This window comes from Massilia phosphatilytica, assembly GCF_977014125.1.
Genome location: NZ_CDRNIL010000151.1, coordinates 1 through 7,375, shown reverse-complemented (window position 1 = coordinate 7,375; position 7,375 = coordinate 1). Strand labels below are relative to the sequence as shown.

Sequence of the window (7,375 nt, the reverse complement as noted above, 5' to 3'; positions counted from 1 at the left end):
CGATCGTGGTGTCAAAAACGAGGAGTTAATTCACTATCCAGCACCTATGTCCTGGATTCGCGCACGCTCATTCCGCGCGGTGTAACTATGACGTGATCGTCGGAGCCCGGCATGCGCCGTTGATGTTCGGCGACCAGCTTGGGCTCGAGAGCTCGACAAGCGATCGCGCGGGATGTCCAGGTTGCAGCTCGCCGCCCGGCCGTCTTAGCACTTTCTTCGCACGCCGCCGTTACGGCTTCTTGCTTGTCTTCGCCTTCGCTAGCCAAACGACGGCTCAGCTCGGCGCTCAATGCTGCGCTCGGCCAGCATCTTCTCGAGCTGCCCGGCCCGGAAGCCGGATTCGCCGAGAATTCGATTCGGCGTCCTTGTTCTCAACCTGGGCCAGAACTGCTCGACTTCTCAGCTCAACCGAGAACGGGTATTTTGCAGCTTTCCGTTCTCGGGCTTTTTGGTGGTCATCATCTTCGGTCATAGAACAGCTCCTTTTCCGGCATTATTTTCATGACCCCGTCTCCACACAGAAAATCTGACAGGCCCCGGGGCGCGGCGGTGGATCAACTCGGCCTCGTAGCTTCTTGTCACGGTTCGGCCAGGGCATTATCATAGGCTGTCGCCTTTGCCTCCCAGTATGGTGCCGGCTTCTGCCAGGGTTCGCTGTACGTTATCGGCACATATTCGCGAGCCCCGACGCCCTTCTAAGTGTCAAAGTGGCGATTTTGGTTGCGTTGATTTCATGTTGCCGTTGTTGGATGTATGCAGACTTCGCGGGCGATGCAACGTTTGAGAGCATCGGAGCGCTTCGAGCTCGGAATGCCCTTCGTGAGCCGTTTTTCGACGTAAGCCGTCCGGGCATCAGCTCCGCAAGCGGCTGATCGCAATAATGTGCAGTGCGCTGTCGGCCCCGATCGCCGCCACGGTTCAAGCGATGCCTGCATACCTTTCCCGAAGACGTGACCGGGCTGACGCCGCATAAGGAGCAAAGCTGGCTTCCGATTGCAGGCGTCCACTGTTGTCGCCTGCCGTCGTGTGCCGCCGATTCGTATCCAATGGAGTTGCGCGCGATGAGTTCCGCGCAAGTTCATCCACGAGCTTGGCAATCATGACGTCGCGGATCTCGTCATGCAGTTCCAGGTAGCGCCGCCCAGGGACTTGAGCGCGATCCGATAAGGAGACGTCAAGTTTCGGTAATCAGAAAGGTCAGGCGCCAGGCTGCAAGCGTCCGTACCAGCTGCATACGGGTCATCGTACGCAGCGACTCCCCGAAGTTCGTCCGCGGCGCTAACGACGGGCATTTTGAATGAGCTGCAGGGCAACCCGCGGCGGCAGCTGCCGTCTTACGGCAGACCTTCAGTACCCGCAACGACTCGACCATCGTCGCGCGTCTTGGGCGTGACGGTCCGCACCTGGCAAGCGCTGCATGAGCGGCGTTCTCCGCGTCGATCGTATCGTCTTTGCCTCGCTTGCGGCGATCATGTTTATCTGGCGCCGTCACTTCCAGCACGGCTACGCCAGCACGCCTGCAGATAACGAAGCAAACCCGCGCCATAGGTTCCGGTGCATTCGACACTGATTCGACAAGCTCGCCGAAAGAACCAAGCCGAGGCCAGCATCTGCTTGTACCCGTGACGCGTCGTTGGCAAAGCACTGGTTGGCCGAAGACGCGATCCTGGTCATCCACTACCGCTGCAAATGCAGGTCTTTGTGGGTATCCACACCACCGACCACAATCCGTTGCTCATCCATGGCCTGACGCTCTGTCGCTTCACTCCGGCTGTCCAGGTATTCGTAGTGGCGGAATCGCTAACTTCTACCTAAAGGAGCGGCAGGCCATGGATGAGCAACGGATTGTGGTCGGTGGTGTGGATACCCACAAAGACCTGCATTTTGCAGCGGTAGTGGATGACCAGGATCGCGTCTTGGCCAACCAGTGCTTTCCAACGACGCGTCACGGGTACAAGCAGATGTTGGCCTGGCTTGGTTCTTTCGGCGAGCTTGCTCGAATCGGTGTCGAATGCACCGGAACCTATGGCGCCGGTTTGCTTCGTTATCTGCAGCATGCTGGCGTAGCCGTGCTGGAAGTGACGGCACCAGATAAACATGATCGCCGCAAGCGAGGCAAAGACGATACGATCGACGCGGAGAACGCCGCTCATGCAGCATTTGCCCAGGTGCGGACCGTCACGCCCAAGACGCGCGACGGCATGGTCGAGTCGTTGCGGGTACTGAAGGTCTGCCGTAAGACGGCAGTTGCCGCCCGCCGGGTTGCCCTGCAGCTCATTCAAAATACCATCGTTAGCGCACCGGACGAACTTCGGGAGTCGCTGCGTACGATGACCCGTATGCAGCTGGTACGGACGCTTGCAGCCTGGCGCCCTGACCTTTCTGATTACCGAAACTTGACATCTGCTTATCGGATCGCACTCAAGTCCCTGGGGCGGCGCTACCTGGAACTACATGACGAGATCGCGGATCTGGACGTCATGATTGCCAAGCTCGTGGATGAACTTGCGCCGGAACTCATCGCGCGCAACTCCATTGGATACGAATCGGCGGCACAGCTATTACTGACGGCAGGCGACAACAGTGGACGCCTGCAATCGGAAGCCAGCTTTGCTGCCTTATGCGGCGTCAGCCCGGTACCTGCATCTTCGGGAAAGGTATGCAGGCATCGCTTGAACCGTGGCGGCGATCGGGCCGCGAACAGCGCACTGCACATTATTGCGATCGGCCGCTTGCGGACCGATGCCCGGACAAAGGCTTACGTCGAAAAACGGCTCAACGAAGGGCATTCCAAGCTCGAAGCGCTCCGATGTCTCAAACGTTACATCGCCCGCGAAGTCTTCTACATCATCCAACGACGGCAACATGAAATCAACGCAACCAAAATCGCCACTTGACACTTAGAAGGGCGTCAGGGGCTCGCAATATGTGTCGATAACGTACAGCGAACGCCTGGCAGAAGCCGGCATCGAGCCGTCTGTGGGAAGCAAAGGCGACAGCTATGATAATGCCCTGGCCGAGACCATTAACGGACTTTACAAGGCCGAGTTGATCCACCGCCGCGCCGAGCCTGTCAGATTTTCTGTGTGGAACGGGGTCATGAAATAATGCCGAAAGGACTGTTCTATGACCGAAGTGATGACCACCAAAAAGCCCAAGAAACAGAAAGCTGCGTACCCGTTCTCGGTTGAGCTGATCGACCAGTTGCTGGCCCAGGTTGAGAACAAGGACGCCGAATCGATCCTCGGCGAATCCGGCTTGGCCGGGCAGCTCAAGAAGATGCTGGCCGAGCGCATGTTGACGGCCGAGCTGAGCCATCATTTGGCTAGCGAAGGCGAAGACAGCAAGAACCACCGTAACGGCAGCAGTCCGAAGAAAGTGCTGACGCCGGGCGGCGAGCTCAACCTGGACATTCCGCGCGATCGCTTGTCGAGCTTCGAGCCCAAGCTGGTCGCCGAACATCAACGGCGCATGCCGGGCTTCGACGATCACGTCATCAGCATGTACGCGCGCGGAATGAGCGTGCGCGAAATCCAGGGACATCTGCTGGAGCTGTACGGTACGCAGGTGTCGCCGGATCTGATTTCCACTATCACCGACGAGGTGCTTGAAGAGGTCACGCAATGGCAGCAGCGGCCGCTCGAAGCGATGTACCCGATCGTCTACTTCGATGCGCTGCGCCTGAAAATCCGGGGCGAAGGCACCGTCAAAAACAAGGCTGTGTATCTGGCCCTGGGCATTCGCGTTGATGGCCGAAAGGAAGTGCTGCGGATTGTGGATCGAGCAGACCGAAGGGGCCAAGTTCTGGCTGAAGGTTTTCAACGAGTTGAAGAACCGCCGGACTGGACGATATCCTGATCGCTGTCGTGGATGGCTTGCGCGGCTTCCCCGAAGCCATCGAGGCAGTCTATCCTCAGGCGCAGATCCAGACGTGCATCGTGCACCTGATCCGCAATTCGACGACGCTGGCGGCCTGGAAGGACCGCAAGGAACTGGCTGCGGCCTTGAAACCCGTCTATCAGGCTGCTAACGCCGATCTGGCTGAAGCGGCGCTCGACGCGTTTGCGACGGGCCCATGGGGCACCAAATTCCCGACCGTGGCGGCGATGTGGCGACGCCAATGGCAGCAGGTGATCCCTTTCTTTGCGTACCCTCCCGAGGTGCGCACGATCATCTACACAACAAATGCCATTGAAAGTTTGCATATGCGCCTGCGTAAGATCGTAAAGAACCGCGGCCATTTCCCCAGCGACGACGCTGCGACCAAATTACTCTTCCTGGCATTGCGCAATATCGAGAAAGACTGGAAGATGCCGCAGCGTACCTGGAAGCAGGCCGCTAACCAGTTCGCCATTATGTTCGGCGAACGCTTCACAAACGCGATTACCTAACTACGAAATTCTGGCCCCGCACACAGAATTTCTGACAGGTCCGCCGCGCCCCTTGGAAAACGCGTGAAGCCGTTGAATTGGCTACGCTGGAATGGGTTTCCTGGTTCAACCACCACCGTCTGCTTGAACCACTCGGCTATATACCACCGGCAGAAGCTGAGGCAAACTATTACGAGCAGTTGAGTAGTCAGGCCCTCCCGGTCTGACTTCGCACTAACCGGCCTCCACGAAAGCCGGGGCGGTTAACTTTCCCCAACTTTGGTCCCCTAGAGGCAGTGCATTTAGCTCAACACGTGACTCGCGCCAGCGCGGCCAGTGCTGGTCAAGCAACGTGACAAAGCGCTCGTTGTGTGTCGGCTCAAGCAGGTGAAGCATCTCATGCACCACGACATACTCAACAAGATCCTTGGGCTTCTTCACCAATTCAGTGTTCAGACGAATGTTGCCTGCACGGTGATTGCAACTGCCCCACTTCGTCTTCATGCGTTGTAGGAAGTAGCCTGCGACGTGCACACCCAATATGGGCTCCCATTTGGCTATCAGCTGCGGCACCAAGGCATGCAGCAGGGATTTGTGCCAAGCGTGCATCACCTCAGCACCGTTTCGCCAAATCGTGCCCGGGGCGCACGGAAAGCGTGATGCGCTTGTGGTCCAATTTGACGAAGGGCTTCACGTCAGCTTCCACTACAGTCATCAGATGCCTACGGCCCCATAGCTCGTGGCTCTCTCGCTCACGAAACTCGCGTGGTGTCTCGCGAGCCTGGGCCTTGAGTGTTTCTTGCTGCTGGCGAATCCACGCAAGTTTGGAGATCGCATACGCACGCGCCACCTCCGTACGGATGCCTTGCGGCGTTACTAGGGTGACTCGCCCATCTGGCGGATGCACGGTGAGGTGTACGTTTTTTACGCCTTTGCGGATCAATTCGATCCTTAACGCCCCCAAGACAATCTCTTCGCTCATCAGTATCCTGGCTGGTTCTTGATGATCTCGAATATGGCCAGGGTGGCAGCCTTGTTCTTCTTCATGATCGGATAGATGGCATTCAGCACTTGGGCCTCCCGCGCAGAGTCACCTTTCCAGTCCGCCGGCGCCTTCTCACGAATAGCTTTGTCCAGCATCAGCGCCAAGGCTAAGTATTCGTCGCCATATGGCGCCGCGGGTTCCGCCACAGTGTTCTCCGGCACAGCGGCCAGGATGCTAGGCAAGTTGTTGTACAGGACTGCCGCCTCCTTATTGCCTTGAAGTGCGGCCGGTAACGTGTTGCTGTCTTGGCCGTGACTGCCCAGCTTTTTAGCCAAAGCTTCGGCGTTCTTCAAGAACTCCTCATAGCTCTCTGTATCGTCTCGCTTCTGCTTGATCAGGTCTTCCAGCAGCTTTGACATCTGTTCATAGAACTTCGGATCAGTCAACTCGTCACGGATAATATTCTTGCGGACGTTGTTGATAATACCTTCCGCAATCGCGTTGCGCGATAGCTTGCCCTTCTCGTTGAGTTTCTTGGCAATCGCATCGTGGATGCCTGTTTCGATGATCAGCTCGGTCAAGGACAGCGAACTCAAGTCACCCAGCAAGTCCGCCGGGTCGGCCTGGATGTAGGTGTTGATGAGGTGGCGCATGTCCGCCTCAAAAGGCTTAATGTCCAGTTCCTCTCCAGAGTGGTTCTTGATCGCGGCGCGCACCTCGCTGTAAAAGGCCGTCTCCTTCTCGAAGGTCTCGATCTGTTTCGCGCTGTAGCCCGCCTCATCCAAGTTCTGTGCCAAGTCCGCATAGGCGCGCACATAGGCCGCCACAGCCTTGTAGAAGGCAATGCGCAGCGGCTCGGTGTCGTTCAGCGCGGCTGCATCTGCCACACTGCCGCAGAAATAGTGAATGTGCTGCTCGATGCCCTGCGGTTGCTTGACCGGCGCGCAAAGGTAGATCAGCGCCTCGCGTGCCGCATCGAGCTTGGCCTTGCCCTCGTCGCGCCAGTCCTTGACGATCACGTTGCTGTCGTCGCCGCAGGTCTCCGTGTCCAGCTCATCCGAGGTGTAGACTGCAATCGCGTTCTGCACTTTGCTGAACAATTCCTTGTAGTCGACGATGTAACCGTAGTCCTTGTCCTCGCCGTCCAGTCGATTTGTGCGGCAGATGGCCTGAAACAGGTTGTCGTAGCGCAGCTCGTTGTCCAGGTAGATGTATGTGCAGCTGGGCGCATCGAAGCCGGTCAGCAGCTTGCTCACCACGATCAGTAGTTTGAGGTTCGCCGGTTCCTTGATGAGGCGGTGCTTCATCTCTGTCTCATACTGGGTGGTGGTCTGGCCCCCCTTCAGAACATGCTGGGTGTAGGTGTCAAACAGATCGAGACCTTCGAGAAGGAGACGGCCTTTTACAGCGAGGTGCGCGCCGCGATCAAGAACCACTCTGGAGAGGAACTGGACATTAAGCCTTTTGAGGCGGACATGCGCCACCTCATCAACACCTACATCCAGGCCGACCCGGCGGACTTGCTGGGTGACTTGAGTTCGCTGTCCTTGACCGAGCTGATCATCGAAACAGGCATCCACGATGCGATTGCCAAGAAACTCAACGAGAAGGGCAAGCTATCGCGCAACGCGATTGCGGAAGGTATTATCAACAACGTCCGCAAGAATATTATCCGTGACGAGTTGACTGATCCGAAGTTCTATGAACAGATGTCAAAGCTGCTGGAAGACCTGATCAAGCAGAAGCGAGACGATACAGAGAGCTATGAGGAGTTCTTGAAGAACGCCGAAGCTTTCGGCTAAAAAGCTGGGCAGTCACGGCCAAGACAGCAACACGTTACCGGCCGCACTTCAAGGCAATAAGGAGGCGGCAGTCCTGTACAACAACTTGCCTAGCATCCTGGCCGCTGTGCCGGAGAACACTGTGGCGGAACCCGCGGCGCCATATGGCGGACGAATGCTAGCCTTGGCGCTGATGCTGGACAAAGCTATTCGTGAGAAGGCGCCGGCGGACTGGAAAG

The 7,375-nt window shown here is 57.4% G+C and carries 6 protein-coding genes and 4 pseudogenes; 6 read left to right on the top strand and 4 right to left on the bottom strand.

The genetic code is table 11. The features are described 5' to 3' along the window. Positions 1 to 289 precede the first annotated feature (289 nt). Positions 290 to 505 (top strand): hypothetical protein, encoded by a 216-nt coding sequence (locus tag ACWNCF_RS05400; protein ID WP_449406304.1) that lies wholly within the window; start codon positions 290 to 292, stop codon positions 503 to 505. A gap of 156 nt (positions 506 to 661) precedes the next feature. Here ACWNCF_RS05400 and ACWNCF_RS05395 read toward each other — a convergent pair. After that, positions 662 to 1,743 (bottom strand): annotated as a pseudogene (locus ACWNCF_RS05395) (IS110 family transposase). A gap of 86 nt (positions 1,744 to 1,829) precedes the next feature. On the opposite strand from ACWNCF_RS05395, the gene ACWNCF_RS05390 reads away from it, so the two are divergent. The 4 genes and pseudogenes from ACWNCF_RS05390 to ACWNCF_RS05375 form a co-directional block, all read left to right on the top strand. Continuing rightward, complete coding sequence (locus tag ACWNCF_RS05390; protein WP_449406303.1) at positions 1,830 to 2,897, top strand: IS110 family transposase; 1,068 nt, start codon at positions 1,830 to 1,832, stop codon at positions 2,895 to 2,897. 16 nt (positions 2,898 to 2,913) lie between these two features. Further along, positions 2,914 to 3,066, top strand: a pseudogene (locus ACWNCF_RS05385) (IS3 family transposase); the annotation flags it as partial. 72 nt (positions 3,067 to 3,138) lie between these two features. Beyond that, positions 3,139 to 4,391, top strand: a pseudogene (locus ACWNCF_RS05380) (IS256 family transposase). 41 nt (positions 4,392 to 4,432) lie between these two features. Then, positions 4,433 to 4,597: pseudogene (locus ACWNCF_RS05375) on the top strand (IS3 family transposase); the annotation flags it as partial. Positions 4,598 to 4,604: 7 nt separating this feature from the next. Here ACWNCF_RS05375 and ACWNCF_RS05370 read toward each other — a convergent pair. Genes ACWNCF_RS05370 through ACWNCF_RS05360 form a run of 3 tightly spaced genes read right to left on the bottom strand, consistent with a single transcriptional unit; the run spans position 4,605 to position 6,791 of the window. Continuing rightward, positions 4,605 to 4,979 (bottom strand): M48 family metallopeptidase, encoded by a 375-nt coding sequence (locus tag ACWNCF_RS05370; protein WP_449406306.1) that lies wholly within the window; start codon positions 4,977 to 4,979, stop codon positions 4,605 to 4,607. Between the two features lie 4 nt (positions 4,980 to 4,983). Next, positions 4,984 to 5,352, bottom strand: coding sequence for a YgjP-like metallopeptidase domain-containing protein (locus tag ACWNCF_RS05365; RefSeq protein WP_449406302.1), 369 nt, complete (start codon positions 5,350 to 5,352; stop codon positions 4,984 to 4,986). Then, complete coding sequence (locus ACWNCF_RS05360; RefSeq protein ID WP_449406305.1) at positions 5,352 to 6,791, bottom strand: type I restriction enzyme subunit R domain-containing protein; 1,440 nt, start codon at positions 6,789 to 6,791, stop codon at positions 5,352 to 5,354. Before ACWNCF_RS05360 ends, ACWNCF_RS05365 begins: the two co-directional genes overlap by 1 nt. On the opposite strand from ACWNCF_RS05360, the gene ACWNCF_RS05355 reads away from it, so the two are divergent. Next, complete coding sequence (locus ACWNCF_RS05355; protein ID WP_449406307.1) at positions 6,705 to 7,157, top strand: hypothetical protein; 453 nt, start codon at positions 6,705 to 6,707, stop codon at positions 7,155 to 7,157. The two genes, ACWNCF_RS05360 and ACWNCF_RS05355, sit on opposite strands and share 87 nt — an antisense overlap. The last annotated feature ends 218 nt before the right edge of the window (positions 7,158 to 7,375 follow it).

What these genes read in the sequence shown, in the direction of transcription:
- ACWNCF_RS05400 (WP_449406304.1), top strand. Translation starts at nt 290, where the DNA reads ATGCTGCGCTCGGCCAGCATCTTCTCGAGCTGCCCGGCCCGGAAGCCG.
- ACWNCF_RS05390 (WP_449406303.1), top strand. Translation starts at nt 1,830, where the DNA reads ATGGATGAGCAACGGATTGTGGTCGGTGGTGTGGATACCCACAAAGAC.
- ACWNCF_RS05370 (WP_449406306.1), bottom strand. Translation starts at nt 4,979, where the DNA reads ATGCACGCTTGGCACAAATCCCTGCTGCATGCCTTGGTGCCGCAGCTG.
- ACWNCF_RS05365 (WP_449406302.1), bottom strand. Translation starts at nt 5,352, where the DNA reads ATGAGCGAAGAGATTGTCTTGGGGGCGTTAAGGATCGAATTGATCCGC.
- ACWNCF_RS05355 (WP_449406307.1), top strand. Translation starts at nt 6,705, where the DNA reads ATGCTGGGTGTAGGTGTCAAACAGATCGAGACCTTCGAGAAGGAGACG.